We start from the raw sequence: 26,180 nt of genomic DNA, 5'->3' as shown, positions 1-26,180 counted from the left end.
CGACCGGGCGGATGCGTCAGGTCTGGACGACGAGGAACGGCTCGGTGGTCGGCGCCTCGGAGCCACCCTCCGGCTCGACCGTGACGCCCACGACGACCCCCGCATCCAGCTCGCCCTCGAGCAGCACCGCGGTGCTGCTGCCCTCGGCGTCGAAGGTGCCGGCGCTGTGCGGACCGGCCTCATCGATGTACCAGGCCTGGTAGGCCCGTCCGCTCGGCGCGGGCTCGAGGTCGTCGAAGAGCAGCACGGACTGGCCCAGCTCGGTCGACCAGATCGCGGTGGCGGTCGCGCCTCCTTCGAGGTCGACCTGGGTGCGCTGCGCGTCGTCGGCCGCGATGACGGCGCCGAGCGCCTGGACCTGCGAGTCGCGGTTCAGCTGGGAGCCGATCGCGACCCCGCCGGCGAGCAGCACGGCGCCCGCCGCGACGCCCGCGAGCAGCCGCATGGGCCGCCAGCGCGCCTGCGCGCGTCGCTCTGCGGGCCCGGGCCGGCGGGAGCCGGGCTCGGAGGCCTCCTCGAGGGCCGGTCGTGCCGGCGCCGCTTCGTCGCGCGGCACCGCTCGCAGCACGGGCGCTGCACCTGCGGCGCCTGTCGCGGGCGCCGAGGTGTCGGCGTGTCGGGGTGCCCGCTCCTGCGGCTCGGCGCCGATGGCATCCAGGATGCTCGCGCGCAGGCTCGGCGGAGGAGCGACCTCGTCGGCGGCGAGCAGCGCAGCGGTGTCCGCGAGCTCCTCCGCCTCGCGGCGCGCAGCCGGCGAGGCCTGCGCCTCGAAGCGCGCGCGATCCGCGGGCGAGAGCGCGTCGAGCGCATACGCGGCTGCGAGCTCGTCGATGGCCCGCTGGTCGTCCTGCATCTCGTCACCCCCGCTCATCCCGCTGTCCTTCCCGTCGAAGCCCTGCTCGCCCCTGCCCGTGTCGCGGCCTCCGCCATGCGCGTCGTCGCTCATGCCGTCACCCCCAGCAGCTCGCGCAGACGACGCATGCCGTCGCGCATCCGGGTCTTGACGGTGCCGAGCGGGGCGCCGATGCGCTCGGCGATCTCGGTCTGCGTGAGGCCCCCGAAGTAGGCGAGCTCGATCGCCTCGCGCTGCGCCTCGCTCAGCTCGGCGAGCGCGCGCTTGGCGCGCGCCGACTCGAGCGAGGTCTCGACGCGCTCGGCGACGTCGTCGACCGGTATCGCGGTGTCGCGCAGACCGATCCGCGCGTCGCGGTCGCGCTGCGACTGCGAGGAGCGCACGCGGTCGACCGCTCGTGCGTGCGCGATCTGCAGCAGCCAGCTGATGGCCGCGCCGCGCGTCGGGTCGAAGCGCTCGGCGCGTCGCCACGCCTCGAGGTAGACCTCCTGCGCGACCTCCTCCGCCTGCGCCCGATCCACGAGGATCCGCAGCACGAGGCCGAACACGCGCGGCGCCGACGCGTCGTAGAGCTGCGCGAAGGCCCGCTCGTCGCCGCCCGCGGCGCGGACGAGGCACTGCTCGAGGTCGGGTGACACGATCCTGAGTATCGCAGGCTCGCGCGGCACAGCGCGCAGGATGCGCGGATGCGGCATCGGCGTGGCGAGCTGGAGGGCGGTCATGCCGGTGGTTCGGCGCCGAGGCGCGGTCGGATTGCGAACGCCCGATTGCGGCGCGCAGCCGCGCGGCCGGTAGACTCGGGCGGTGGTCCGCCCTCTCGCGGCGGATCTGGCGCGCCACAGCGTCGCAGGCCGGCACGGCCGGCACATCCCACGAACCCCTCAGGAGACCACCTCGTGAAGACCACGGTCGAGAAGATCGAGAACACGCGCGCCAAGCTCACCATCGCGGTCGAGCCTGAGGAGCTGCGCCCCGCGATCGACCAGGCGTACAAGACCGTCGCCGAGCAGATCAGCGTGCCCGGCTTCCGCAAGGGGAAGGTGCCCTCGGCGATCATCGACCAGCGCATCGGCCGCGGCGAGATCCTGAACCAGGCCGTCTCCGACTCGATCGACGACTTCTACCGCCAGGGCGTCGCCGAGGCGGGCGTGCGCCCGATGGGCCGCCCGCAGGCCGACATCGCGTCGCTGCCCGAGGTCAAGGACTTCTCGGGCCAGCTGGTGCTGGAGATCGAGGTCGACGTGCGCCCCGAGTTCGACCTCCCCGAGGTGGAGGGACGGACGATCACCGTCGACGCCATCGAGATCGGCGACGACGCCGTGCAGAAGGAGCTCGACGAGCTGCGCACCCGCTTCGGCACCCTCGTGACCGTCGACCGCCCTGCTGCCAAGGGCGACTTCGTGCAGCTCGACCTGATCGCGACCATCGACGGCGAGACCGTCGACTCGGCCAGCGGCATCTCCTACGAGGTGGGCTCCGGCGAGCTCATCGACGGCGTCGACGAGGCCGTCGAGTCGCTCACCGCGGGCGAGGAGACCACGTTCACGTCGACCCTCGTCGGCGGCGATCACGCCGGCAAGGACGCCGAGGTGAGCGTGACGGTGCAGGCCGTCAAGGAGCGCGAGCTCCCCGAGGCCGACGATGACTTCGCCCAGATGGCGAGCCAGTTCGACACGATCGACGAGCTCAAGGCAGACCTGGCCGAGCAGGCCGGTCGCTCCGGCCGACTCGGCCAGGCCGAGCAGGCGCGCCAGCGGCTGCAGGACGAGCTGATCGAGGCCGTCGAGGTCGAGGTCCCCAGCGCCGTCGTCGAGGACGAGGTGGAGCGCCACCTCGCCGCCGAGAACCGCTCGGAGGACACCGAGCACGGCGAGGAGGTGCGTCAGGAGACCCGCAAGCTGCTCAAGCAGCAGATGCTCTTCGACCGCTTCGCCGAGGAGGAGAACCTCCAGGTGACGCAGCAGGAGCTGACGCAGATCATCGTGCAGCAGGCCGCGCAGTACGGCATGGGCCCGCAGGAGCTCGTGCAGGCGCTCGAGCAGAACGGCCAGCTGCCGGTGCTGCTCGGCGACATCCTCCGCGGCAAGACGCTCTCGACGCTGCTCGGCCGCGTGACCGTCGTGGACGACAAGGGCGAGACGGTCGACCTGAGCGACTTCCTCCCCCCGGCGGAGTCGGACGAGGTCAACGAGGACGACGTCGACGCCGCGATCCGCGACACCGAGGCGAAGCTCGCGGCGCAGCACGCCGAGGACTGATCCACCAGCGAAGGGCCGGGCGCGAGCCCGGCCCTTCTCGCTACCCTCCGCCTGCGGCGAACACGGCCCGATCCGGCCCACTCGCTCGCCTAGGGTTGAAGCAATCGAGAGAAGGAGTCACCTGTGGCTGAACCCGTCTTCGCACAGTCGGTCTTCGACCGCCTGCTGCGCGACCGCATCATCTGGCTCGGCGAGGAGGTGCGCGACGACAACGCGAACGAGATCTGCGCGAAGATCCTGCTGCTCGCCGCTGAGGACCCGACGAAGGACATCTTCCTCTACATCAACTCGCCCGGCGGCTCGATCACGGCCGGCATGGCGATCTACGACACGATGCAGTTCGTGCAGAACGACATCGTCACCGTCGGCATCGGCATGGCCGCCTCGATGGGCCAGCTGCTGCTGACCGCCGGCACTGCCGGCAAGCGCTACATCACGCCGAACGCCCGCGTGCTGCTGCACCAGCCGCACGGCGGGTTCGGCGGCACGTCGAGCGACATCCAGACGCAGGCGCAGCTGATCCTCGACATGAAGCGGCGCCTCGCCGAGATCACCGCGGCACGCACGGGCAAGTCGGTCGAGCAGGTCAACGCCGACGGCGACCGCGACCGCTGGTTCTCTGCGGAGGAGGCGCTCGAGTACGGCTTCGTCGACCACCTGCGCGCATCGGCGGCAGATGTCGTCGGCGGCGGCGGCACCGAGCAGGACGACAGCGGCCAGGAGGGCAGCAACTGATGGAGACCCCCACGTTCCAGGCAGGCGGCAACGCCCTGCAGATGCCCGGCTCGCGCTACATCCTGCCGAGCTTCGAGGAGCGCACGGCCTACGGCTTCAAGCGCCAGGACCCGTACGCGAAGCTCTTCGAGGACCGCATCATCTTCCTCGGCGTGCAGGTCGACGACGCCTCGGCCGACGACATCATGGCGCAGCTGCTCGTGCTCGAGTCGCAGGACCCGGATCGCGACATCGTGATGTACATCAACTCGCCCGGCGGCTCGTTCACGGCCATGACGGCGATCTACGACACGATGCAGTACATCCGGCCCGCGGTGCAGACCGTGTGCCTCGGCCAGGCCGCCTCTGCCGCTGCGGTGCTGCTGGCCGCTGGCGAGCCCGGCAAGCGCCTCGCGCTGCCGAACGCGCGCATCCTCATCCACCAGCCCGCGACGTCCGACGCCGGCCGCGGCCAGGCATCCGACATCGAGATCCAGGCCCGAGAGGTGCTGCGGATGCGCGGATGGCTTGAGGAGACGCTCTCGAAGCACTCGAACCACGACGTCGAGAAGGTGTCCAAGGACATCGAGCGCGACACCTTCCTCTCCGCGGAGGAGGCGTTCCAGTACGGCCTGATCGACCAGGTGCTGACCAGCCGCAAGATCGCAGCCCAGGCGCAGCTCAGCAGCTGAGCCGCACGACGAAGGGCCGGCCTCCCCGCAACGGGGAGGCCGGCCCTTCGTCGTGCGGGGATCAGGCGCCGTCGGTGCCCTCCGAGCGGTCGCGCCCCGCGTCCTTGCGGAGCCGGTTGGCGCGGTAGGCGATGAGCGCGAGCACCGCGAGCACCGCGAGGATGCCGACCGTCAGGAACGGGAACGGCGAGGCCTCCTCCTCGGCACCATCGCCCTCGACGCCGGCGCCCTGGTCGGAGGAGGCGGTGGCCGGCGCAGGATCCTGGTCGGAGGGAGCGTCGGTCTCCGCGGCTCCGGGCTCCGACGCGGCTGGCTCGCTCGCCGCGGGCTCCGAGGCAGCGGGCGCGGCCTCGCCGCACACCGGTGCGGCCTCGGCGCCGGGCTCGCCCTCCTCGCCGGCTGCCGGCTCGAAGGCGAAGGCGATCGTGTCGGAGACCGGGTGGCCATCGGCGGAGACCACCTGGAAGGTGAGCGTGTAGTCGCCGGCCTCGCCCAGCTGTGCCTGCGTCGACGCGGTGTCTCCGTCGACCGCGACGCATCCGTCGCCGTAGAAGCGGCCGTCGGCGTCGGTGATCTGCAGCGCGTTGGCGCCGTCGGCGCCGTCGACCGACAGGATCTCCTCGTTCATGACGACGCTGATGGTGCCCGGCTGCTCGGTGAGGGTGTCGCCGTCGCCCGGCGTCGACCCGATGAGGGAGGCGTGGGCGGGCAGGAGCACGACGGCCGAGAGCACGGCGAGGGTGGGGAGCATGCTCCCAGCGTAGCGAGGGGGATGCGGGGCGCACCGGCGTGGGCGGTGGCGGTGTCACCGGGCGGGGCTAGGCTCGTGACGACGGGCGCAGCCTGCGTTCGACGACGATCGGGAGATGCGAGATGGCGCGACTGGGAGAGAGCGGCGATCTGCTCAAGTGCTCCTTCTGCGGCAAGAGCCAGAAGCAGGTGCAGCAGCTGATCGCGGGTCCCGCGGTGTACATCTGCGACGAGTGCGTCGAGCTGTGCAACGAGATCATCGAGGAGCGCATGGCCGAGGCCGATGGCGCGACGCCCCGCGAGGGCTTCACGCTGCCGAAGCCTCGCGAGATCTTCGAGTTCTTGGAGGAGTACGTCGTCGGCCAGGAGAGCGCGAAGCGCTCGCTCGCCGTGGCGGTCTACAACCACTACAAGCGGGTCGCCGCCTCGCAGCAGCTGGAGTCGGCGGACAGCCTCGGCGACGCGGTCGAGATCCAGAAGTCGAACATCCTGATGGTCGGCCCGACCGGCTGCGGCAAGTCCTACCTCGCCTCCACGCTCGCGAGGCAGCTCAACGTGCCGTTCGCGGTCGCCGATGCCACCGCGCTCACCGAGGCCGGCTACGTCGGCGAAGACGTCGAGAACATCCTGCTGAAGCTGATCCAGGCCGCCGACTTCGACGTGAAGCGCGCCGAGACCGGCATCATCTTCATCGACGAGATCGACAAGGTCGCCCGCAAGGCCGAGAACCCGTCGATCACGCGCGACGTCTCGGGAGAGGGCGTGCAGCAGGCGCTGCTGAAGATCATCGAGGGCACGGTCGCGTCGGTGCCGCCGCAGGGCGGTCGCAAGCACCCGAACTCCGAGTTCATCCAGATCGACACGTCGAACGTCCTGTTCATCGTGGCGGGCGCGTTCGCCGGGCTCGAGGACATCATCGCCAACCGCTCCGGCAAGCGGGGCATCGGCTTCGGAGCCCCGGTGGCCTCGCTGAAGCCCGACCTCGACGTCTTCCAAGACGTGCTGCCGGAGGATCTGCACAAGTTCGGACTGATCCCCGAGTTCATCGGCCGCCTCCCGGTCATCGCGACGGTCTCCCCGCTCGACCAGTCCGCCCTCGTCGAGATCCTGTCGGAGCCCAAGAACGCGCTCGTCAAGCAGTACCAGCGCATCTTCGAGATCGACGGCGTCAAGCTCGACTTCGAGCCCGAGGCGCTGCAGGCGATCGCCGACCTCGCGGTCGAGCGCAAGACCGGCGCGCGCGGGCTGCGCTCGATCCTCGAGACGGTGCTGGCGCCGGTGATGTTCGAGGTGCCCTCCCGCGAGGGCGTCGAGCGCGTGATCGTCACGAAGGAGTCGGTCACGGGGCAGGAGATGCCCGTCGTGCTCACCGCCGACGACATCGAGGAGCTCTCGGCGTAGGTCGCCACGCCTGCGTCGGCGATCGTCTGCTCCGAATTGCGAGGAGGCGAAGGTAAGGGTAGCCTTACCTTCGTGAACTCCGGCTTTCAGGCGCTGCGCGCGACCGACGTCTCGCTCGCCTACGGCCGCACGCCGATCGTGCACGGCGCCGACATCGCCCTGCGCGCGGGCACGGTCACCGCGCTCGTCGGCCCCAACGGCAGCGGCAAGTCGACCCTGCTGCGCGGGCTGACGGCACTGCACCGCCCCACGGGCGGCACCGTGGTGTTCGCCGACGGCGCCGACGCCTCCGCGCTGGGGGAGCGCGACCTCGCTCGTCGCATCGCGATGCTCGCGCAAGCGCACCCCGAGCCCTCCGGCGTGAGCGTGCGCGAGGTCGTGGCCTACGGCCGCTTCGCGCACCGCGGCCGGTTCCGCGCCGCCGACGTCGACGGCATCGCCGTCGTCGATCGCGCGATGGCCGCCACCGGCATCGTCGACCTCGCCGACCATGCCGTCTCGCAGCTCTCCGGCGGCCAGCGCCAGCGCGTCTGGCTCGCCACCTGCCTCGCGCAGCAGACCGGGATCGTGCTGCTCGACGAGCCCACCACCTACCTCGACCTGCGCTACCAGCGCGAGATCCTCGAGATCGTGCGCGACCTCGCCGACGAGGGCGTGGCCGTGGGCATCGTGCTGCACGACCTCGAGCAGGCCGCAGAGATCGCCGACGAGGTCGTGCTGCTCGTGCGCGGACGCATCGTCGCGACCGGCACGCCGGCGGAGGTGCTGACCGCCGAGCGGCTCAGCGCCGCCTACGAGGTCCCGGTCGAGGTCGAAGCCGTCGCCGACGGCCTGCGCATCCGGCCGACGCGACTGCGCCGCAGGCTCCCCGTCTCACGCGCCGCGTGAACCACCACCCCATCAGGCCCGCAGGCACCAGCGCCCGGGCCGAGGAAGGCTGACCATGACCGACTCCCTCCGCGCCACGGCGCGCACCCGCGCGACGCGCCCCCTCCTCGCCGGTGCCGCACTGCTGACCGCGCTGGCGCTCGCCGCCTGCGGCACCACCGAGGCCCCGGCCGAGAGCGCCGAGCCCGGCGCCGCATCCGGTGCCCCCTCCGACACCGTCACCGTGACGGACGCGCGCGGCGAGCAGGTCGAGATCCCGGCTGGGGTGGAGGACGTGGTCGCGCTCGAGTGGAACGTCGTCGAGCACCTGCAGACCGTCGGCGTCGCACCCGTCGGCGTCGCCGACGTCGAAGGCTACAGCGCCTGGGCGGGCCTCGGCGCGCCGCTCGAGGGCGAGCCGACCGATGTCGGCACGCGCACCGAGCCGTCGATCGATGCCATCGCCGGCCTCGCTCCCGACCTGATCGTCGCGACCTCCGGGCGCGACGCAGGCGCCTACGCCGACCTCGAGGCGATCGCCCCGGTCGTCGTCGTGCAGGGCGCCGACGCGGCCTCGCCCATCGAGACCATGGTCGCCGACCTGCGCCTGGTCGGCGAGGCGGTCGGCAACGAGGCGGCAGCCGACGAGGCCATCGAGGCCTACGAGGCGCACGTCGCCGAGGTCAGCGCGATGGTCGAGGAGCGCGGCCTGGCGGGCATCGAGCTCGCGCACATGGACGGCTGGGAGACCGGCGGGCAGGTGTCGATCCGCCCCTACGCCGAGGGTGCGCTGCTGCCCGCCGCGTTCGAGTCAGTCGGCTTCGTGAACGGCTGGCCGGGCGAGGGCGACCCGCAGTACGGCCTCGGCAGCACCGACGTCGAGGGCCTCACGGCGCTCGGCGACGACACCCACATCCTCTACACGACCGGCGGCGACGTGGACGTCTTCGAGACGGTGCTCGCCGACAACACGATCTGGACCGGGCTGCCGACGGTGCAGGCCGGCAACGTGCACCGCCTGCCCGACGGCATCTGGCTCTTCGGCGGCGTCGACTCGCTGACGGCCTACCTCGACGCGATCGTCACCACCCTCGCACCCACCCCGTGACGCAGGTGCGGCTGGGAGGGCTCGCGCTCGGCGCGGCCCTCCTCGTCGCCCTCGTCGTGCTCGCCGCGTGGCACACGACGCAGGGCACCACGGCGCTCGGGCTGCCCGAGCTGCTCGCCTGGCTCGGCGGCGACGCCGGCGGCAGCGCCGTCATCGTGGAGAGCCGCCTGCCGCGCGTCGCCGCGGCGATCGTCGTCGGGCTCGCGCTCGGTGCCGCCGGCTACGCCATGCAGACCCTGACCGGCAACCCGCTCGCCTCGCCCGACACGCTGGCCGTCAACGGCGGAGCGGGCGCGGCGATCGCGGTCGCCGCGGTCCTCGGCGTCAGCCTGCCCGGGATCGGCGGCGCAGGGCTCGCCTTCGCCGGCGGACTCCTCGCGGCGCTCGCCGTCGTCGCGATCGGCCGCGGTCGGGGCTCCACGACGCAGATGGTGCTCGTCGGCACCGCGCTGGCGCTCGCGTTGCAGTCGGTCACGACGGTCACGATCATCCTCGACGAGCAGGCGACCAGCGGCCTCTACGCCTGGGGCGTCGGCCAGCTCTCGCAGAACGGCATGACGACGGTCGCCCAGCTCGCGCCGCTCGTGCTCGTCGGCATCGCCGTGCTGCTGCTGCTCGCGCGCCGGCTCGACGTGCTCTCGCTCGGAGAGGAGGCGGCGACGACGATGGGCGTGAGCGTCGGGCGCCTGCGCTTCGGGACGCTCCTCGCCGCCGTCGCGCTCGCCGCGACCGCCGTCGCGATCGCCGGCCCGATCGGCTTCGTGGGCCTCGCGGCACCGATCGTCACCCGCATGCTCGTGCGGCGCATCCGCGGCGCAGCCCGCCACGTGGTCGCGATCCCGCTCTCGGCGCTCGCCGGCGCCGTGCTCGTGGTCGGCGCCGACGTGCTGCTGCGCGCCGTGCTGCCCGGTCGGGCGGCGCTGGACGTGCCCACCGGCGTCGTCACGAGCCTGATCGGCGCTGTCTGCATCATCGTGCTCGCCCGCACCATGGCCGGCGCCGCCGAGACCGAGTCGATGACGGTGCTCGGCGCCCGCACCATCGCCGCGCGCGCATGGCTCCCGATCGTCCTCGCCGCGGTGGTGCTCGCGACGCTCATGGTGGCCGCCGTGCTGCTGGGCGACCGGATGCTGCTGCTGGGCGACGTCGGCAACTGGCTGTCGGGGCGCGCGGGTGACGCCGTGCGGCTGACGCTCGACGCGAGGGCGCCCAGGGTCGTCGCCGCGGTGCTCGCGGGCGTCGCGCTCGCGCTCTCCGGTGCGCTCGTGCAGGCGGTCGCGCGCAACGCGCTCGCCGAGCCCTACCTGCTGGGGGTCGCGGGCGGTGCCGGGCTCGGCGCCGTCGGCGTCATCACGCTCGTACCGGTCGCGACCGGCTGGGTCGTGGCCGGCAGCGCGCTGGCCGGCGGCGGCCTCGCGGGCATCGTGGTGCTGCTGCTGGTCGGCTGGCGCCGGCTCGGCTCGCTGCGGCTCGTGCTGACGGGTCTGGCTATGTCGGCCGCGACCGCCGCCCTGACGAGCCTGCTGATCGTCACGACCGACCCCTTCAACCAGGGGAAGGCGATCGTCTGGCTCGCGGGCTCGACCTACGGCCGCGGCTTCGAGGATGCCGTGCCCGTCGCCGTGGTGCTCGTGGTCTCGGGGCTCGGCCTGGTGTGGCTGCATCGCGACCTCGACCTCGCGCAGCTCGACGAGTCGACGCCGCGACTGCTGGGCGTGCGGCTCACCGCGGTGCAGGTCGTCGCGCTCGCCCTCGCCGTCGCCCTCGCCTCCACCGCGGTCGCCGCGATCGGCGTCGTCGCGTTCGTCGGGCTCGTGGCGCCGCACGCCGCTCGAGCGCTCGTGGGTGCCCGGCACCGCGTGCTGCTGCCGCTCGCGGCGCTGCTGGGCGGCACGCTCACCCTGCTCGCCGACACGCTCGGCCGCTCGCTCATCGCGCCGGCGCAGCTGCCGGCCGGCATCATGACGGCGCTCGTCGGCATCCCGTACTTCATCTGGCTCGTGCTGCAGGCCGGCCGCGCCCGCTGAGGGCGCCCGCTCCAGCCGTTTCGCAGGTGATTCGGGTGCCGCGAGGGAGCATCTCCCTCGCGGTGCCCGAATCACCTGCAGAACGGGTGGTGGTGGAGGCTGTCTGCGCGCTGGTGGAGGCTGTGACTAGGGGGTCTCGAGACCGCGGCGCTCGAGCAGCGGCGCGATGTCGGCGTCGCGGCCCAGGAAGTCGCGGAAGGCCTCGAGCGGGTCCTTGGAGCCGCCGACGCCCAGCAGCCGCTCGCGGAAGCGCTGCCCCGCCTCGCGGATCGACGGCTGCTGCTTGAACCACTCGACCGTGTCGGCGTCCATGACCTCCGACCAGATGTAGGAGTAGTAGCCGGCCGAGTAGCCGCCGGAGAACACGTGCTGGAAGTAGCCGGTCGAGTAGCGCGTCGGCACCGTCTCGCTCAGCAGCCCGACCTCGGCCAGCGCATCGCGCTCGAAGGCCGCGACATCCGTCACGTCATCGCCGGCGGTGCGGGCGTGCCATGCCTGGTCGAGCAGCGCAGCCGCGAGGTACTCGCTCGTGTCGTGACCCTGGTTGAACGACTCCGACGCCTGCAGGCGCTCGATCACGTCGGCCGGCAGCGGCTCCCCGGTCTCGATGTGCTTGGCGTAGTTGTCGACGATGCCGGGCCACAGCATCCACATCTCGTTCACCTGGCTGGGGAACTCGACGAAGTCGCGGAACACGTTGGTACCGCCGAGCGAGGGGTAGGTGACCTGCGCGAACAGGCCGTGCAGGGCGTGGCCGAACTCGTGGAAGAGCGTGTTCGTCTCGTCGAAGGTCAGGAGCGTCGGCGTGCCGGCCGGGGGCTTCGGCACGTTGAGGTTGTTCATGACGACGGTCGGGTGGCCGAGCAGGGCGTTCTGCTGGATCAGCGGGTTCATCCAGGCGCCGCCGCGCTTGGAGTCGCGGGTGTAGAGGTCGAGCAGGTAGAGCCCGACCTCGCTGCCGTCCTCGTCGCGCACCTCGAACACGCGCACGTCGGGGTGGTACCCGACCAGGTCGGTGCGCTCCTCGAAGGTGATGCCGTAGACCTGGGTGGCGGCGTAGAAGACGCCGTCCCACAGCACCCGCTCGGCCTCGAAGTAGGGGCGCAGCGCGGCGGTGTCGACGTCGAAGCGCGCCGTGCGCTCCTTCTCGGTCCAGAAGTCCCAATCCCACGCCGCGAGCTCGTGGTCGTGCCCGGCGGCCTCGATCTGGGCCTGGAGCGCCGCTGCCTCGGCCTTCGCGTTGGCAGCAGCCGGTGCGGCGAGTCGCGTGAGCATCGCCATGACGCGGTCGGGCGATCCGGCCGTCTCGTCGGCGGTGACGGCGTGCGCGTGGGTGGCGAAGCCGAGCAGCTGCGCGCGCTCTGCGCGGGCAGCGGTGAGCTCCAGCACCGTCGCGCGGTTGTCGTGCTCGTTGCCACGGGTGCCGCGGGCCAGGGATGCCTCCATCACGCGGCGGCGCACGTCTCGGTCGGTGAGCGAGGCGAGCCACGGGTGGCCGGAGAACAGCGGCAGCGTGATGAGCCACGTGCCCTCGAGCCCGCGGTCGGCGGCGGCAGCGGCAGCGGCCTGGATCTCGCCGTCGGCGAGGCCGTCGAGCTGCGCGACGTCGTCGATCACGACCGCCAAGTCGTTCGTGTCCGCCTGCAGGTGCTTGTCGAAGCGCGTCGTGAGGGTCGCGATCTGCTGGTTGAGCTGCTTGAGGCGCTCGCGCGCTGCGTCGTCGAGCCCCGCGCCGGCGACCGTCATCTCGGTGAAGCGGCGCTCGACGAGGTAGCGCTGCTCCTCGGTCCAGTGCTCCTGCGGCTGCTCGTGCAGGGTGCGGATGCGCGCGTACAGCATCGGGTCGAGCGTGATGGAGTCGGCGTGGGCGGCGAAGCGCGGCGCGTAGCGCTCCTCGAGCTGCTCGAGGAAGGGGGAGGAGTCGGTCGAGGTCATGCTGAAGAAGACGTGCGCGACGCGCGAGAGGATGCCGCCGGAGCGCTCGAGCGGCTCGATGGTGTTCTCGAACGTCGGTGCCGAGCGAGCGACGACGATCGCGCGCACCTCCTGCGCCTGCTCGGCGAACCCGGCCTCGAGCGCCTCCTCGAAGTGCTCGTCGCGGATCTCTGCGAACGGGGGCAGCTGGTACGGGAGCGCGCTCGGCGCGAAGAAGGGATTGGTCATGTCGACCAGCCTAGGCGGCCAGCCGCTGCGAGCCCGCTCGTAGACTCGCCCCATGACCGCCGCCGAGTACTCCCACGGCCACCACCCCTCGGTCGTCGGCGCCCACGCCGCGCGCACGGCCGCGAACTCCGCCGCCTACCTCGTGCCGCACCTGCGGCCCGGCATGCGCGTGCTCGACGTCGGCTGCGGGCCGGGCTCCATCACGATCGACCTGGCGCGCCTGGTCGGGAGCGATGGAATCGTGGTGGGCATCGATGCGAGCGCCGAGGTGATCGAGACGGCGCGCGCGGCGGCAGCCGCGGCGGGAGTCGAGAACGTCCATCTCAGGGTCGGTGACGCCTACGACCCGTCGCCCGGGGAGCGGTGGGACGTGGTGCACGCGCACCAGGTGCTGCAGCACCTCGGCGAGCCGGTCGCGGCGCTGCGAGCGTGGCGCGCGGTGGGGGAGCTCGTGGCGGCGCGCGAGGTCGTCTACTCGGCGACCACGATCGAGCCGCTGACCGCGCCGCTGGCGCGCTGGCGAGCCCTCATGGGGCAGCTCCAGGGCGCGAACGGCGGCGATGGCGACGCGGGCGCGAAGCTCAAGCGCTGGGCGCGCGAGGCCGGCTGCGCCTCGATCGAGACCGGCGCCGAGACGTGGTGCTTCGAGTCGCCGGAGGGGCGCGCGTACTGGGGCGGCCAGTGGGTGCAGCGGGCGCTGCGCTCGGCCTTCGCCGACGGCACCGAGCGGCACGGGCTGGCGGATGCGCGAGAGCGCCAGGAGATCGCCGACGCGTGGGGAGACTGGTCGCGCGACGAGGACGGCTGGATGGCGATGCTGCACGGCTGGATCCTCGCTCGCGGCTGACCGCAGCCGGGCTCAGTCCGCGCGGGTGACCAGCACGTCGGTGCCGTCCAGGCGGATGGTCGTCCCGTCGTCCAGCTCCACGACCGGCAGGCCCTCGAGGAACGTCAGCGTCCACCGCCAGGCCGACGTGTCGGCGCCCAGCTCGACGAGGGTGCGCTCCTCGTCGTCGATCGCCGCCCGCATCTCGACCGGCACCGCGGTCGGCGGCTCGCCGCCGACCGCCCAGCGGGTGCCGATCTGCATCAGGACTCCTCGAGCACGATCTCGCGCACCGCGAGCTCGTCGGCATCGACCAGCGACAGCTCGCTGATGCGCCCGACGGCACGCAGGTCGCCCGCCGCCGCCTCGAGGTGCTCGCGCAGCGCCGACGGCACCGCGATGACCGCGGAGGCGACCGGCGTCTTCTGGCTGGCCTTCGCATCCGTCTTCGCACGGCGGATGCCGATCAGCGCCTGGCCGACCGAGGCGAGCATGCCCGTCGAGCCGATGCTGATCGCACCGGTCGCGAGCGCGCCGGCACCCATCGCGTCGCTGCCGTTGCCGAGCTCGTCGGGCGTGGGCCACGCGGCGACGTGGATCGACCCCTCGTGCGACCAGGACCAGACCTCCTCGGTGGCGAACGGGAGGAACGGCGCCAGCAGGCGCAGCTGCACGTCGATCGCCAGCCGCAGCGCGCCGATCGCGGAACCGCGGCCAGGCTCGTCACCCGTGTACGCGCGCTCCTTGACGAGCTCGAGGTAGTCGTCGCAGAAGGTCCAGAAGAAGGTCTCGGTGACCTCCAGCGCCTTCGCGTGGTCGTAGGCGTCGAACGCGCGGGTCGCCGTGCGCACCACCTGGGCGAGCTCGCCGAGCATCTCCCGGTCGAGGCGCTCGGTCACCTCGCCCGGTGCGCCCTCCATGGAGAGCACGAACTTGGCGGCGTTCAGCACCTTCATCGCCAGCCGGCGGCCGATCTTCACCATCTTCGGGTTCTGCGGGTCGAGGGTCGCGTCGACGCCGAGCCGCGACGATGCGGCCCAGTAGCGCACGCCGTCGGAGCCGTGATCCTCGAGCATGCCGAGCGGCGTGACGACGTTGCCCTTCGACTTCGACATCTTCTTGCGGTCGGGGTCGAGGATCCAGCCCGAGAGCGCGGCGTGCTTCCAGGGTGCGCGGCCGTCCTCGAACATCGAGCGCAGCAGCGTGGAGAACAGCCAGGTGCGGATGATGTCCTGGCCCTGCGGGCGCAGGTCGAAGGGCGTGATCTGCTGCCAGAGCGCCGAGTCGTCGGCCCATCCGCCCGCGAGCTGCGGCGTGAGCGACGAGGTCGCCCAGGTGTCCATCACGTCCACCTCGCCGACGAAGCCGCCGGGCTGCCCGCGCTGGGCCTCGTCGAAGCCCTCCGGAACGTCGCTCGTCGGGTCGAGCGGCAGCTGCTCGGGCTTCGGCAGCAGCACGCCGCCGGGCACGCGCTCGCCCTCGGCGTCCAGGCGGTACCAGACGGGGATCGGCACGCCGAAGAAGCGCTGCCGCGAGATGAGCCAGTCGCCGTTCAGCCCGTGCACCCAGTTCTCGTAGCGGGTGCGCATGTGCTCGGGGTGCCAGGCGATCTCGCGCCCGAGCGACACGAGCCGCTCCTGCAGCCCCTCGTCGCGGCCGCCGTTCTTGATGTACCACTGCAGCGTCGAGACGATCTCGAGCGGCTTGTCGCCCTTCTCGAAGAACTTCACCGGGTGCGTGATCGTGCGCGGCTCGCCGACCATGCGGCCGGCGGCCTGCAGCAGCTCGACCATCGTCTTCTTCGCGCTGAAGACCGTCTTGCCCGCCAGCTCCGCGTAGGCGGCCCGCGCTGCGTCGCTCTCGAGCGCGTCGGGCGCCTCGGCCACGAAGCGGCCGTCGAAGCCGATGACCGAGCGACTCGGCAGCTGCAGCTCACGCCACCAGATCACGTCGGTCACGTCGCCGAACGTGCAGATCATCGCCACGCCCGTGCCCTTGTCGATCTGGGCGAGCTCGTGCGCGACGAACGGCACCTCGACGCCGAACACCGGTGTGGTCACGGTGGTGCCGAAGAGGTGCTGGTAGCGCGCGTCGTCCGGATGCGCGACCACGGCCACGCAGGAGGCGAGCAGCTCGGGGCGCGTGGTGTCGATCCGGAGCTCGCCGTCCTCGCTCTCGAACAGCAGCGTGTGGTAGGCGCCCGGCTGCTCGCGATCCTCGAGCTCGGCCTGGGCCACGGCCGTGCGGAACGTCACGTCCCACAGCGTCGGCGCATCCGCCTGGTAGGCCTCGCCGCGCTCGAGGTTGCGCAGGAAGGCGAGCTGCGAGGTGCGACGGGCGTCGTCGGAGATCGTGCGGTAGGACTGCTGCCAGTCGACCGAGAGCCCGAGGGTGCGCCAGAGGTGCTCGAACTTCTCCTCGTCCTCCTCGGTGAGGCGCTCGCACAGCTCGATGAAGTTGCGGCGCGAGACGGGCAGCTGGTCGGCGGCCTTCGAGCCCTTGGCGTCGCCGCCCTCCTGCGGGGGCGTGAAGCCCTCCACGTAGGGAAGCGTCGGATCGACGCGCACGCCGTAGTAGTTCTGCACGCGGCGCTCCGTCGGGAGGCCGTTGTCATCCCACCCCATGGGGTAGAAGACGCGCTTGCCGCGCATCCGCTGGTATCGCGCGATGAGGTCGGTGTGCGTGTAGGAGAACACGTGGCCCACGTGCAGCGACCCGGAGGCGGTCGGCGGGGGCGTGTCGATCGAGTAGACGGCCTCGCGGTCGAGGGGGGTGCCGTGGGCGTCGGTGCCGGCGAAGCGGTAGGTGCCGGCCTCCTCCCATCGCTGGCCCCACTTCTGCTCGAGTCCTTCGAGGGCGGGGCGTTCGGGCATGGCGCTCATGGCGTCTCGCTTTCGCTGTGCGCGGCATCGTGTCTGCGCCGGTGGTTCCGGCGTGATGCCTGGTTGTGCTGGAGGAAGCCTACTCGGTGGGGCGGCGGCGGGCGGGCCGTCAGCGGTCGCGGCGCTGCATGCGCCACTGCAGCACGGCGGTGACGCCGAGCAGGACGGCGGCGACCCCCAGGAGGACGCGCGAGAGGGTGTCCGTCTGCAGTGCGGCCGCGAGGGCGAAGCAGACGGCGGCGACGATCGGCAGCCAGAGGGGCGTGGGCTTGCGGGTGCGGGCCATGCAGCCACGGTATCGGCGCGGCGCGGCTGCGCTCGTAGGCTCGGCGCATGGATGTCGAGAAGACAGGACGCGGCGGGCCCGCGGCGCTCGCGATGGAGGCGGCGGGCCTCGCGTGGCTCTCCGAGGCGGAGGCCGCGGGCGGCACGCGGATCGCGCGGGCCAGGCTGGAGGGCGAGACCCTGCGCGTCGCGCGAGTCGAGCCCGCGGCGGCGACGGATGCGCGGGCGGAGGCGCTCGGCCGCAGCCTCGCGCTGCTGCACGCGAGCGGAGCCGCCTGGCACTGCTGCCCGCCGCCGGGAGCGACCGCACCGTTCGAGGTGGGGTCGTCGCGCACACCGCTGGCACCGACGCCCGTCGGCGACGACGCCGGAGCCGGCTGGGGCCAGGCGTGGGCCGCGACCGCCGTGCGCCCCATCCTCGAGCGCTGCGCGGCGACCGGTCGGCTCGACGCCGATGACGCGCGCACCGTGCTGCGCGCTGTCGAGCGCATGGCTCGCGGCGACTTCGACGCGCCGCAGCCGCAGCTCGTCGGCGGCGGCGCCGCGCGCATCCACGGCGACCTCTGGAGCGGCAACGTGCTGTGGAGCGACGTCGACACGGGAGCCGTGCTCATCGATCCGCACGCGCAGGGCGGGCACGCCGAGACCGACCTCGCGATGCTCGCGCTCTTCGGCCTGCCGCGCCTCGAGCGCGTGCTCGCCGCCTACGACGAGCGCTCGCCGCTCGCCGACGGCTGGCGCGAGCGCATCCCGATGCAGCAGCTGCAGCCGCTGCTCGTGCACACGATGCTGTTCGGCGGCGGCTACGCCGAGCAGGCGGTCGCCGTCGCCCGCTCGCTCGCCTGAGCGGCATCGCGACGACGCCGCTATCGTGGCGGCGACAGCGCACGACGAGCGGGAGGCGCAGCCATGGCGGAGACGGCGACGAGCATCGACGAGTACCTCGCGGGCGTCGACCCCGCCTTCCGCGCCGAGCTGCAGCGCATCCGGAAGCTCGTGACCGAGCTGGTGCCGAGCGTCGAGGAGACGATCAGCTACCGCATGCCGACGCTCCGCTACCGGGGCCGCGCCCTGGTCCACTTCACCGCGTCGAAGCGGCACATGACCCTCTACCCGTCATCGTGGGCGATCGAGGAGCTCGCGGAGCGCCTGGAGCCCTACGAGACCACCGAGCACGGCATCCGCTTCACGGCGGAGCAGCCCTTGCCGACCGCGCTGATCGAGGATCTCGTGCGCTTCCACGCAGCGCAGATCGACGCCGACCGGCACTGACGCCGGCGACCCACCGAGGCCCGAGAGCGCTCCGCATGCGGTTCACCGTCTCGCTCGATCTCGCGCTGTCGCGCGAACGGGTGCTCGAGCTGCTCACGCGACCCGAGCACCGCCCCCAGTGGCTGCGCGGCCTGGTCCTGCACGAGCCGCTGCACGGCGAGGACGGGCACGTCGGCACCGCCTCGAGGGTGGTGATGGGGTCTGGGAAGCAGCGGATGGAGGCCGTCGAGACGATCACGCGCCGCGAGCCGACCGAGCTGCGCGGAGTGCCGTCGCACGTCGACGTGCGCTTCGAGCGAGAGATCGCCGCGCCAGGCATGTGGAGCGCCGCGCGCGAGCGGCTGATCGAGGTCGACCCCGGACGGACGCGGTGGGAGAGCGAGAACGAGTACCGCTTCACCGGCGCGATGCGGTTGCTCGCCCCCTGCATGCGCAGATCCTTCATCGCGCAGGCGCAGCAGCACATGCGCGACTTCCAGGCCTTCGCCGAGCACGGCGTCGACGTGCGCGAGGCGGGGCGCTGACCGATCCGTCGCGCGGAGCCCGGAGCCCGGCGCTCAGCGCGCGGGACGCTCGATCAGGCGCCCGCCGAGCGCCTCGTGCTCGACGCCCAGCTGCGCGAGCAGCGCCGTGGCGTCGCCGAGCGCCTCGTCGACGACCGTGCACCGCAGCCGGGCGCCGCTCGCGGTGTAGTCGAGCCTCGGCTCGTGTCCCGCGATGCGCAGCGCGTGCTCGACGCGCTGCGCATCGGCGAGGGGCAGGAGGCCGCGCAGCTCGCTCGCCTCCAGCCGGTCGAGCCTGCCCGCTGCGTCCAGCGCATCCGCCGCGATGCCGCCGTAGGCGCGCACGAGCCCTCCGGTGCCGAGCTTCACGCCGCCGAACCAGCGCACGACGAGCACCGCCACGTCCGTCAGGTCGCGACCGGCGATGGCGGCGAGCATCGGCGAGCCCGCGGTGCCGGCCGGCTCGCCGTCGTCGCTCGAGCGGCTCGACTCGCCGAGCGGGCCCGCGACGGCTGCGCTGCAGACGTGCCGGGCGCCCGGATGCGCGCGCCGCGCCGCGCGCACGAGCTCGGCCACGTCGTCCAGGCCGGCGATCTGGTGCGCGGTCGCCGAGAACCGGGAGCGCGCGATCTCCACCTCGGCGCTCGCGGTGCGCGCGATCGTCGACGTGGCCATGCTCCATCCTCTCGCGGTGCCCCCGGTGCCCGCGGTGCCCCCGGTGCCCGCGGTGCTCGCGGTGCCCGCGGCGCTCGCCGGCCCTGCCGCACGACGCACGCTCGCGCGGCGACCTCTGCGGCACGTCGGGCGGTCATGATCGCAGCGCCGCTGTTCGGCGTCCGCGGGCTTGCGTTGTGCGCGCCGGTGGTGGGCGTCGGCGGGTGGGAGCGTGCGGCTGCGGCGCCCGAGCTGCGGCGCCCGGGCTGCGGGCCCGGGCTGCGGGGCGGTCGTCAGGCGGGCTCTGGCACCGGCTCCCGGGTGACCGCCTGCGCGGCGTCGATGCCCTCGTCGCCGAGCCGGCGCATCCGCATCGCCATGACGGCACCGATGAGCGTGAGCGCCGACAGCGCGGCGAGCACGATGCCCGGGTGCCACCAGGCGCCGCCGGTGGCGGTGCCGAGCGCACCGGTGAGGTACGGGATGAAGCCCGAGAGCACGGCAGCGAGCGCATAGGCGACCGACAGCGCCGAGTAGGCGTGGCGGCCCTGGAAGAGCTCTTGCATCGTGCCGCCGAGCGCGGCCCATGAGGCGGTCGGCAGGATGCCGCCCACGATCATCAGCGTGACCAGCACGCCGAAGGTCGCGTCGCTGAGCAGCAGGTAGATCGGGAAGGCGATCAGCAGGGTGCCGAGCGCACCGAGGGCGACGACGCGGGCGGAGCCGATGCGGGTCGCCAGCCAGCCGAAGCCGGGCACGGTGACGAACTGCAGGAGTCCGCCGATCGTGGCGGCCGCGAGCAGCTGCATCTCGTCGAAGCCGAGCGACGCGACGCCGTAGCCCATCGTGTACGTGTTCATGAGCGAGTACGAGCCGATGCCGAGCAGCGCCACCAAGATGGCGACGCCGAAGGCGGCCGGCTGCGTGCGGATCGCGGCCCAGACCGGGTTCCGCTCTCGGGCGCCGCTGGCCTGGAGCTCCTTGAAGACGGGCGTCTCGTCGATCGACCAGCGCAGGTAGAGCGACACCGCGATCAGCGGGATCGCGAGCAGGAACGGGATGCGCCAGCCCCACGCCGCCATCGCCTCGGGACCGAGGCCGAAGAACATGATCAGCATGAGGCCGCCGGCTGCCACCGAGCCGATGGGGGAGCCCAGCTGCGGCAGCGAGGCGAAGAACGGCCGACGGCGGGCATCGGCGTGCTCGGTCGCGAGCAGCACCGCCCCGCCCCACTCGCCGCCGAGCGAGAGGCCCTGCACGATGCGCAGGATGACGAGCGCGATGCCGCCGAACAGCGCCCAGCCCTCGCCGGTCGGCAGCAGCCCGACGAGCCCCGTGGCGACGCCCATGAGCGCGATGGTGATCAGCAGGGTGGAGCGGCGGCCGATGCGGTCGCCCAGGTGCCCGAAGAGCACCGCGCCGATCGGTCGCACGACGAAGGCGATGCCGATCGTGGCGAACGACGCGAGCAGCGCGCCGGCCGGGCCGAGCGCCGAGAAGAAGAAGGGCCCGGCGAAGAAGGCCGCGAAGTAGGAGTAGGCGTAGAAGTCGTAGGACTCGAGCGCCGTGCCGACGGTCGCGGCCGCGGCGACCCGCCGGGTCGCGGTGTGCGTGCGCGGTGGCGCGGATGCCCGTGGCCCGGCCGGGGCGGGCGCAGGGTGAGTGGTCACGGTCGCTCCTCTGGTGCCTCGCACGTGCGTGCCGATCACGTGGTTGGCGATGACGGATGTGCCGGTCGCGGCGCGTGCCGCGTGTGGCGCTGTGGTGGCACGGGAATCAGTACCGAGTGCAACAATAGCTCGCGGGAGGGGATTCCATGGCGACCTCACGACGGCCCGGTCGGCCGCGAGCGTCGAGCGCCGCGACCATCCACGAGGCGGCGCTCGAGCTGTTCCTGGAGCGCGGCTACGACGCGGTGAGCATCGACGACATCGCGCGCCGAGCGGGCGTCTCCCGCGGCACGGTGTTCGCGTACTGCGACTCGAAGGCCGACGCCTTGTGGGCGAGCCTCGACGCCGCGATCGAGCGGGCGGGCGCCGCGATCGGCGCGAGCGCCGCCGACGTCGACGACGGCGACCGGGAGCGTCCTGCGCTCGGCAGGCTCGTCGACGCGCTCGCGCTCGCGGTCGAGCCCTGGGGCACCACGCCGCCGGCCGCCCTGCGCGATGCGCGCGCGATGGGCGCCGTCGCCGCGCTGCGCGACGGGGCTCCGGCGAGGCTGCAGCCGGTCGTCGACCGCGCGGCCCTCGCGCTCGCGCTCGAGCGCGACGCGCTGCCCGAGTCGGCGGATGCGTCGGTCGAGCCGATCGCGATCGTCGCGGCCGCGTGCGCTGCGCTCGTGGCGTGGACGCAGACGCCCAGGCGCCCGAGCGCGGCCAGCGCGGTGCGCGCCGCGACCGAACCGCTCGCGGCGGCGAGGCGCGCATCCCGCTCGCGCTGACGCCGCCTCGGCTCAGACGCCGAGCAGCCTCCGCAGGGTCGCATCGAGCGGCGAGACGGGCAGCTGCTGCCCGTCGACGCTCGTGATGCGCGCGAGCAGCCGGCCGGAGGAGAGCAGCCACGCGCCGTCGCTCGTGAGCAGGTCGTCGGGCCCCAGCGCGGCGAAGGCGACCGAGAGGCCCGCGGCCGGCGCCTCCTCCATGAGGTGCTCGAGGGTGATCGAGGCGAGGATCCCCTCCTGCTGGGGCGTCAGCAGGCTGCCGCCCCGGTCGATCACCAGCGTCGAGGTCGGCCCCTCGAGCAGCAGCCCTGCGGGCGAGACGAACACGACGTCGTCGAAGCCCTGCTGCGCTGCGTGACGCTTCGCCGCCATGTTGATCGAGTACGACAGGCTCTTGGCCCCCGGCAGCAGCCACGGCATCGCTGCGACCTCGTCGCCGTCGTGCCCGCGACCCAGCAGCGTGACGCTGACACCCTGCTCGCGCTCACGCACGACGGATGCGCTGAGCGCCGCCATGAGCGCGAAGGCCGTCGGCTCGCCACCGCCCTCGGGCCCGCGGGTGAGCACGAGCCGGATCACGGCCTCCGGGTGCGCGTCGAAGTCCCACGCGGCGACGAGGGCGTCGATCGCGCGGCCATAGCCGGCGCGATCCGGGGCGGGCAGCTGCAGGATGGCTGCGCTGCGCTCCAGCCGGTCGAGGTGCGACTCCCGATCCTCGACGCGGGGCGCGCCATCGCTGCCTGCACGCACGAGCGTGGCGTCGAAGACGCCGTCGCCGCGCACCACGCCCAGGTCGTCGGCCCGCACGATCGGGTGCGTCACGTCGACGATCGAACCGTCGAGGAGCGCGAGCAGGGGAGCGCTCATGCCGTGCCCGCGCAGAACTGCTGGAGGGCGGTGACCTGCTCGCCGAGGGCACCCATGGCGGTGATCGCGCGATCGATGCCGCTCGTGTCGCCCGCCTGCAGCGAGGCCTCGGCATCGGCGACGAGCGCCGCCCAGCCGGCCTGGATGGCCTCGATGCGCTCGATGAGCGCGGGATCGGTGACGCGGCCCTGCAGCTCGCCGACGCGCGACGAGATGCTGCCCAGCAGCGCGGCGCCGCCGAGCAGGTCGCCGCTGCCGAAGCGCTCGCCGAGCAGCGCGACGTCGAGCGCGATGCGCTGCACGTCGCTCAGCAGCTGCGCGCACTGCTCGGCCTGCGCGTCGCTGCCGGGCTGCGGCGCCTCGCCGGATGCGGTCGGCGCCGGCGCCTCGGTCGGAGCCGTGGCGCTCGGTGCGGGCGGCAGTGAGGGCGAGGGCATGAGGCCGCAACCGCTGACCGCGAGCCCGAGCGCCAGCACGAGGGCGGCGCCCGCCGTGCGGATGCTGCGGGCGGACGATCGCGGGGAGGGCATGCTCCCAGGGTACCGTCGGGTGCCGCGCAGCCGAGGTCGGGAGAGCGGGGGATAACCCCCGCGAGCGTTCCGGGCATCCGCCGGGTGCGGGCGCACCTCGCGTCCTAGCGTTGAGGCATGCACCGCATCCGCCCCATGCTCGCCACCGTCGCGCACCTCGCGCTCCTCGGTGCCGTCGGCATCCCAATCCTCTCCGTCATCGCCACGCTCGCCGCGACCGGCGCCGCGACGCTCATCGTGCTGATCGGCCTCCTGCCGCTCGCGCTCGCCCTGCTGTCGCTCGCCGGGCTCGCCTGGGTGGAGCGCGAGCGCATCGCCGGCCTCTACGGCGTCGACGTGCCGCGCGGGGTGCTGCGCACGTCACACCGCACCGACTGGCTGCGCCTCCCGCATCGCCTGCTGCGCATCCTCACCGATGGCCAGCACTGGCGCGCCATCCTCAGCTTCCTGCTCGCGAGCGTCTTCGGCGCCGTGACCCTGCCGCTGCTGTCGATGGTCGGCATCGGGATCCCGCTCGCGCTGGCCGGGCTGGGGGAGGCGGAGCGGATCACGATCCCGCTCACCTCCCTCTCCGTGCCCGTCGCGTGGGCGCCGCTCATCGGCCTGCTGGCGCTCGCGGCGGGCGTGGCGGGGACCATCGCCATGGCGCTCGCCCACCGCAGCGTCACCACGGGCCTGCTCGTGCCCGACGACCGGGCTCGCCTCGAGCAGGAGGCGCGCGACGAGCGCGAGCGCCGCCACGGCGCCGTGCGCGCCGCGGACTTCGACCGCACCCGCATCGAGCGCGACCACCACGACGGCGTCCAGCCGAGGCTCGTCTCGATCGCGATGCAGCTGGGCATGGCCCGCGACAAGATCGAGCAGGATCCCGCCGCGGCCCTGCGGCTGATCGACGAGGCCCACGCCTCCTCGAAGTCGGCGGTGACCGAGCTGCGGCAGGTCGCGCGCGGCATCCACGTCGCCGTGCTGGACGACCGGGGGCTCGACGCAGCGGTCTCCGCGCTCGCGGGGCGCAGCGTCGTGCCGGTCGAGGTCGACGCCCGCATCGAGGGGCGCTGCAGCCGCGACGCCGAGACCGCCGTCTACTTCGCCATCGCCGAGGCGATCACCAACGCGCAGAAGCACGCTCGCGCGAGCCGCATCCGCGTGGCGATCCGCACCCGCAGGCCCGCCGGCGGCCCCGCATCGCTCTGGGCGCGCATCGAGGACGACGGCATCGGCGGTGCCGAGCGCCAGTCCGGCGGCGGCATCGACGGCCTCGCGCACCGCGTCTCCGGCGTCGGCGGCACGCTCAGCGTCTCCAGCCCCGCCGGAGGCCCGACCGCGATCGAAGTGGACGTCCCGTGCGCATCCTGATCTGCGAGGACAGCGTCCTCCTCCGCGAGGGCATCGCCCGGCTGCTCACCGACGCCGGCCACGACGTCGTCGCGCAGCTGCCCGACGCGACCGCGCTCGAGGCCGCCATCGCCGCGCACGACCCCGAGCTCGCGATCCTCGACGTGCGCATGCCGCCGACCCGCACCAACGAGGGCATCCTCGCCGCCATCGCCATCCGATCCCGCTCCGCGCGGCTCGGCACCGGCGGCGACCGCCCCCGAGTCCTCGTGCTCTCGCAGTACGTCGAGGAGCGCTACGCGGCCGACCTCATCGCCAGCGGGCCCGCCGGCTTCGGCTACCTGCTCAAGGATCGCGTCGCCGACGTGCGCGACTTCCTGGCGGCGATCGAGCAGGTCGCCGCCGGCGGCACGGTGCTCGACCCCGAGGTCGTCAGCCAGCTGCTCGCGAGGCGTCGTCGCGACGCCCGCATGGAGCGGCTCACGCCGCGCGAGCGGCAGGTGCTCGCGCTCATGGCCGAGGGCTCGTCCAACCAGGCGATCGCCGACCGCCTCTACATCTCCGCCGGCAGCGTCGAGAAGCACATCTCTGCCGTGTTCCAGAAGCTCGAGCTCGACCCCGAGGACGGCAACCGCCGCGTGCTCGCGGTGATCGCCCACCTCGAGGCACCCACCACTCCCGACCCGACCAGCGCGCCCGACGCGACCGGAGGCATCCGATGACCACCTTCACCGATCAGCCCGCACCCGCTCCCGGCCCGCGCTCCAGCGGTCCGTCGTCCCGCCCCGGCCGCTGGATCAGCGTCCTCGTGATCGTGCTCGGCACCATCGCGGGCGTGCTCGCCCTCGGCGGCGGCGTCGTGCGCGGCGTCGCGGCGCACGCGTCGACCTCGAACGACTACGTCGCGGATGCCGCCGGGCTCGAGCAGCTGCGCATCGACAGCACCGCGGCCGCGTTCGAGGTGCGCTTCGCCGATGTCGAGCAGGCGCAGCTCGCCGTCTCCACCGACGGCGGGCCCGCGCAGGAGTGGCGCCTCGAGCGCGAGGGGTCGACGCTCGTCGTCGGCACCGACCGCCGCTGGCGCTGGTTCGGGTTCGGCTTCTCCTTCGGCGGCAACAGCGGCGAGCAGCTCGCCACCCTCACGCTGCCCGCTGCGCTCGAGCGCAGCGCGCTCGACCTCGACGTCGATGTCGCCGCCGGCAGCTTCGCCGCCACCGGAGCGTGGGGGGAGACCACCGTCGACCTGAGCGCGGGCGACGTCGACCTCGGCGGCACCGCAGCCTCGGTGGCCGTCGAGGTCTCGGCGGGGGAGGCCCGGCTCGACCTCTCGACCGACGGCGCCGTCGAGCTGGGGGTGAGCGCGGGTCGGATCCTCGGCTCGCTGACGGGCGAGCAGCCGTCCTCCATCACCGCGAGCGCCAGCGCCGGCAGCATCGACCTCGACATCCCCGACGGCGCCTACGCGGTGACGGAGCAGGCGTCCGCGGGGACCGCCGACGTGCGGGTCGTGGACGACCCGAGCGCAGCATCGACGATCGACGTCGACGTGAGCGCCGGCAGCATCACCCTCCGCCCCGCAGCGCGCTGACCCGCGCGTGACGACGGCCGGATCGGCGCGGTAGGATCGACCTACACGCACCGATCCGGCCATCACCGGGGAGCGGTCGGCAGAACGGCGGTCGAGCACCGAGAGGTGCGAGGCCGCTCAGTAGATCCGAACGGGGCAGGCCCGTCACAGCCGTTGCACGAAGCG

Annotated in this window: 26 protein-coding genes; 15 read left to right on the top strand and 11 right to left on the bottom strand. The window is 73.2% G+C overall.

Features of this window, described 5'->3' with window-relative positions; genetic code table 11:
- Nucleotides 1–16: 16 nt before the first annotated feature.
- Both AA0Z99_RS06235 and sigK read right to left on the bottom strand, forming a co-directional pair.
- Complete coding sequence (locus AA0Z99_RS06235) at nucleotides 17–946, bottom strand: anti-sigma factor (RefSeq protein WP_413320484.1); 930 nt, start codon at nucleotides 944–946, stop codon at nucleotides 17–19.
- The gene (gene sigK / locus AA0Z99_RS06230) at nucleotides 943–1,491 is read right to left on the bottom strand and encodes an ECF RNA polymerase sigma factor SigK (RefSeq protein ID WP_413320482.1); all 549 of its coding nucleotides are present in this window, start codon (nucleotides 1,489–1,491) and stop codon (nucleotides 943–945) included. The genes AA0Z99_RS06235 and sigK overlap by 4 nt, the downstream gene beginning before the upstream one ends.
- A gap of 258 nt (nucleotides 1,492–1,749) precedes the next feature.
- On the opposite strand from sigK, the gene tig reads away from it, so the two are divergent.
- The 3 genes from tig to AA0Z99_RS06215 all read left to right on the top strand — a co-directional run bounded on the left by tig (nucleotide 1,750) and on the right by AA0Z99_RS06215 (nucleotide 4,517).
- Nucleotides 1,750–3,111 carry a trigger factor gene (gene tig / locus AA0Z99_RS06225; RefSeq protein WP_413320480.1) on the top strand — a complete coding sequence of 454 codons (1,362 nt, stop codon included), beginning with the start codon at nucleotides 1,750–1,752 and terminating at the stop codon, nucleotides 3,109–3,111.
- Between the two features lie 123 nt (nucleotides 3,112–3,234).
- The gene (locus AA0Z99_RS06220) at nucleotides 3,235–3,846 is read left to right on the top strand and encodes an ATP-dependent Clp protease proteolytic subunit (protein ID WP_413320478.1); all 612 of its coding nucleotides are present in this window, start codon (nucleotides 3,235–3,237) and stop codon (nucleotides 3,844–3,846) included.
- On the top strand, nucleotides 3,846–4,517 hold the full coding sequence (locus AA0Z99_RS06215) for an ATP-dependent Clp protease proteolytic subunit (protein ID WP_413320476.1): 672 nt from the start codon (nucleotides 3,846–3,848) through the stop codon (nucleotides 4,515–4,517). Before AA0Z99_RS06220 ends, AA0Z99_RS06215 begins: the two co-directional genes overlap by 1 nt.
- Before the next feature lie 61 nt (nucleotides 4,518–4,578).
- On the opposite strand, the gene AA0Z99_RS06210 is transcribed toward AA0Z99_RS06215, so the two are convergent.
- On the bottom strand, nucleotides 4,579–5,268 hold the full coding sequence (locus AA0Z99_RS06210) for a copper resistance protein CopC (protein WP_413320474.1): 690 nt from the start codon (nucleotides 5,266–5,268) through the stop codon (nucleotides 4,579–4,581).
- Between the two features lie 122 nt (nucleotides 5,269–5,390).
- Between AA0Z99_RS06210 and clpX the strand changes: the two genes are divergently transcribed.
- The 4 genes from clpX (at nucleotide 5,391) to AA0Z99_RS06190 (ending at nucleotide 10,670) form a co-directional block, all read left to right on the top strand.
- The gene (clpX, locus tag AA0Z99_RS06205) at nucleotides 5,391–6,668 is read left to right on the top strand and encodes an ATP-dependent Clp protease ATP-binding subunit ClpX (protein ID WP_413320472.1); all 1,278 of its coding nucleotides are present in this window, start codon (nucleotides 5,391–5,393) and stop codon (nucleotides 6,666–6,668) included.
- Between the two features lie 72 nt (nucleotides 6,669–6,740).
- On the top strand, nucleotides 6,741–7,556 hold the full coding sequence (locus tag AA0Z99_RS06200) for an ABC transporter ATP-binding protein (protein WP_413320470.1): 816 nt from the start codon (nucleotides 6,741–6,743) through the stop codon (nucleotides 7,554–7,556).
- 55 nt (nucleotides 7,557–7,611) lie between these two features.
- A complete protein-coding gene (locus AA0Z99_RS06195) occupies nucleotides 7,612–8,643 on the top strand; it encodes an ABC transporter substrate-binding protein (protein WP_413320468.1) in 1,032 nt (343 codons plus the stop codon).
- Entirely contained in the window at nucleotides 8,640–10,670 is a 2,031-nt protein-coding gene (locus AA0Z99_RS06190; RefSeq protein WP_413320466.1) for an iron ABC transporter permease, read from the top strand. Before AA0Z99_RS06195 ends, AA0Z99_RS06190 begins: the two co-directional genes overlap by 4 nt.
- Nucleotides 10,671–10,796: 126 nt before the next feature.
- Here AA0Z99_RS06190 and AA0Z99_RS06185 read toward each other — a convergent pair whose 3' ends face one another.
- On the bottom strand, nucleotides 10,797–12,833 hold the full coding sequence (locus AA0Z99_RS06185; RefSeq protein WP_413320464.1) for a M3 family metallopeptidase: 2,037 nt from the start codon (nucleotides 12,831–12,833) through the stop codon (nucleotides 10,797–10,799).
- A gap of 52 nt (nucleotides 12,834–12,885) precedes the next feature.
- Between AA0Z99_RS06185 and AA0Z99_RS06180 the strand changes: the two genes are divergently transcribed.
- Nucleotides 12,886–13,680 carry a class I SAM-dependent methyltransferase gene (locus AA0Z99_RS06180; protein ID WP_413320462.1) on the top strand — a complete coding sequence of 265 codons (795 nt, stop codon included), beginning with the start codon at nucleotides 12,886–12,888 and terminating at the stop codon, nucleotides 13,678–13,680.
- Nucleotides 13,681–13,692: 12 nt separating this feature from the next.
- Here the strand turns inward: AA0Z99_RS06180 and AA0Z99_RS06175 are convergent, their stop codons facing one another.
- The 3 genes from AA0Z99_RS06175 to AA0Z99_RS06165 all read right to left on the bottom strand — a co-directional run bounded on the left by AA0Z99_RS06175 (nucleotide 13,693) and on the right by AA0Z99_RS06165 (nucleotide 16,827).
- Nucleotides 13,693–13,923 carry a hypothetical protein gene (locus tag AA0Z99_RS06175; RefSeq protein ID WP_413320461.1) on the bottom strand — a complete coding sequence of 77 codons (231 nt, stop codon included), beginning with the start codon at nucleotides 13,921–13,923 and terminating at the stop codon, nucleotides 13,693–13,695.
- Nucleotides 13,923–16,541, bottom strand: coding sequence for a valine--tRNA ligase (valS, locus tag AA0Z99_RS06170; RefSeq protein WP_413320460.1), 2,619 nt, complete (start codon nucleotides 16,539–16,541; stop codon nucleotides 13,923–13,925). Before valS ends, AA0Z99_RS06175 begins: the two co-directional genes overlap by 1 nt.
- 109 nt (nucleotides 16,542–16,650) lie before the next feature.
- Nucleotides 16,651–16,827: a hypothetical protein gene (locus AA0Z99_RS06165; RefSeq protein WP_413320459.1), complete on the bottom strand. Its 177-nt coding sequence runs from the start codon at nucleotides 16,825–16,827 to the stop codon at nucleotides 16,651–16,653.
- Nucleotides 16,828–16,874: 47 nt separating this feature from the next.
- Between AA0Z99_RS06165 and AA0Z99_RS06160 the strand changes: the two genes are divergently transcribed.
- The 3 genes from AA0Z99_RS06160 to AA0Z99_RS06150 all read left to right on the top strand — a co-directional run bounded on the left by AA0Z99_RS06160 (nucleotide 16,875) and on the right by AA0Z99_RS06150 (nucleotide 18,622).
- On the top strand, nucleotides 16,875–17,672 hold the full coding sequence (locus AA0Z99_RS06160) for a fructosamine kinase family protein (protein WP_413320457.1): 798 nt from the start codon (nucleotides 16,875–16,877) through the stop codon (nucleotides 17,670–17,672).
- 63 nt (nucleotides 17,673–17,735) lie between these two features.
- Nucleotides 17,736–18,098: an iron chaperone gene (locus AA0Z99_RS06155; protein ID WP_413320455.1), complete on the top strand. Its 363-nt coding sequence runs from the start codon at nucleotides 17,736–17,738 to the stop codon at nucleotides 18,096–18,098.
- Between the two features lie 35 nt (nucleotides 18,099–18,133).
- Complete coding sequence (locus AA0Z99_RS06150; protein WP_413320454.1) at nucleotides 18,134–18,622, top strand: SRPBCC family protein; 489 nt, start codon at nucleotides 18,134–18,136, stop codon at nucleotides 18,620–18,622.
- A 33-nt stretch (nucleotides 18,623–18,655) separates the two neighbouring features.
- Here the strand turns inward: AA0Z99_RS06150 and AA0Z99_RS06145 are convergent, their stop codons facing one another.
- Nucleotides 18,656–19,276 (bottom strand): IMPACT family protein, encoded by a 621-nt coding sequence (locus AA0Z99_RS06145; RefSeq protein ID WP_413320452.1) that lies wholly within the window; start codon nucleotides 19,274–19,276, stop codon nucleotides 18,656–18,658.
- A gap of 272 nt (nucleotides 19,277–19,548) precedes the next feature.
- Entirely contained in the window at nucleotides 19,549–20,925 is a 1,377-nt protein-coding gene (locus AA0Z99_RS06140; protein WP_413320450.1) for an MFS transporter, read from the bottom strand.
- Nucleotides 20,926–21,071: 146 nt separating this feature from the next.
- On the opposite strand from AA0Z99_RS06140, the gene AA0Z99_RS06135 reads away from it, so the two are divergent.
- Entirely contained in the window at nucleotides 21,072–21,695 is a 624-nt protein-coding gene (locus tag AA0Z99_RS06135; protein ID WP_413320448.1) for a TetR/AcrR family transcriptional regulator, read from the top strand.
- A 12-nt stretch (nucleotides 21,696–21,707) separates the two neighbouring features.
- On the opposite strand, the gene AA0Z99_RS06130 is transcribed toward AA0Z99_RS06135, so the two are convergent.
- Together AA0Z99_RS06130 and AA0Z99_RS06125 are read right to left on the bottom strand one after the other, a co-directional pair.
- Complete coding sequence (locus tag AA0Z99_RS06130) at nucleotides 21,708–22,562, bottom strand: aminotransferase class IV (protein ID WP_413320446.1); 855 nt, start codon at nucleotides 22,560–22,562, stop codon at nucleotides 21,708–21,710.
- Nucleotides 22,559–23,092, bottom strand: a complete 534-nt coding sequence (locus AA0Z99_RS06125; RefSeq protein WP_413320444.1) for a hypothetical protein — start codon at nucleotides 23,090–23,092, stop codon at nucleotides 22,559–22,561. The genes AA0Z99_RS06130 and AA0Z99_RS06125 overlap by 4 nt, the downstream gene beginning before the upstream one ends.
- A 117-nt stretch (nucleotides 23,093–23,209) precedes the next feature.
- On the opposite strand from AA0Z99_RS06125, the gene AA0Z99_RS06120 reads away from it, so the two are divergent.
- The 3 genes from AA0Z99_RS06120 to AA0Z99_RS06110 are packed head-to-tail and all read left to right on the top strand — an operon-like array spanning nucleotide 23,210 to nucleotide 26,015.
- A complete protein-coding gene (locus AA0Z99_RS06120; protein ID WP_413320442.1) occupies nucleotides 23,210–24,448 on the top strand; it encodes a sensor domain-containing protein in 1,239 nt (412 codons plus the stop codon).
- A complete protein-coding gene (locus tag AA0Z99_RS06115; RefSeq protein ID WP_413320440.1) occupies nucleotides 24,436–25,149 on the top strand; it encodes a LuxR C-terminal-related transcriptional regulator in 714 nt (237 codons plus the stop codon). The genes AA0Z99_RS06120 and AA0Z99_RS06115 overlap by 13 nt, the downstream gene beginning before the upstream one ends.
- Nucleotides 25,146–26,015, top strand: coding sequence for a hypothetical protein (locus AA0Z99_RS06110; protein ID WP_413320438.1), 870 nt, complete (start codon nucleotides 25,146–25,148; stop codon nucleotides 26,013–26,015). Before AA0Z99_RS06115 ends, AA0Z99_RS06110 begins: the two co-directional genes overlap by 4 nt.
- The last annotated feature ends 165 nt before the right edge of the window (nucleotides 26,016–26,180 follow it).

The sequence above is a fragment of the Agrococcus phoenicis genome (assembly GCF_047302415.1).
GTDB lineage: Bacteria > Actinomycetota > Actinomycetes > Actinomycetales > Microbacteriaceae > Agrococcus.
This window is presented reverse-complemented; position numbering and strand designations above follow the sequence as displayed.